Genomic DNA, 512 nt, shown 5'->3' on the forward strand with positions numbered 1-512 from the left:
TCGAAATAGTCCGCATCGAGTTCATAACCGAACTCATGGGCTGCGGCCGGAATGTGAAGCAGGGAATTGCTGGATCCGGATATGGCAGCGTGCACCATGATGGCATTTTCAAAGGACTTCATCGTTACAATATCGGTGGATTTCAGCCCCGTCTGCGCCAGCTTTACCGACTGTACTCCGGCGTCATAGGCCGCCTTCTTCAAATCTTCGCAGGTGGCCGGCATCAGGGCGGTGCCCGGAAGCATCAGTCCCAGCGCCTCCGCCATAATCTTCATGGTGGAAGCCGTTCCCATAAAAGAGCAGGCGCCGCAGGAAGGACAGGCGTGCTGTTTGTACCAGGTCAGCTGTTCCTCTGTGATTTCGCCTCTCTGGCATTTGGCGCTGTACATTCCGATCTGTTCCAGGGTGAGGAGATCGGGGCCGGCATCCATGACGCCTCCGGTCACGACGATTGACGGAATCTTCAGTCTGCCGATTGCCATTAAATGAGCCGGAACTGCTTTGTCGCAGCT

General features: G+C 55.9%; 1 protein-coding gene. It reads right to left on the reverse strand.

The features are described from left to right. Positions 1-512, reverse strand: a 512-nt coding sequence (locus NE664_13260) for a dihydroxy-acid dehydratase (protein ID MCQ4727600.1), incomplete at both ends; no start/stop codon positions are given.

Origin of the sequence: Anaerotignum faecicola, assembly GCA_024460105.1 — a bacterium.
Classification (GTDB): Bacteria; Bacillota; Clostridia; order Lachnospirales; family Anaerotignaceae; genus JANFXS01.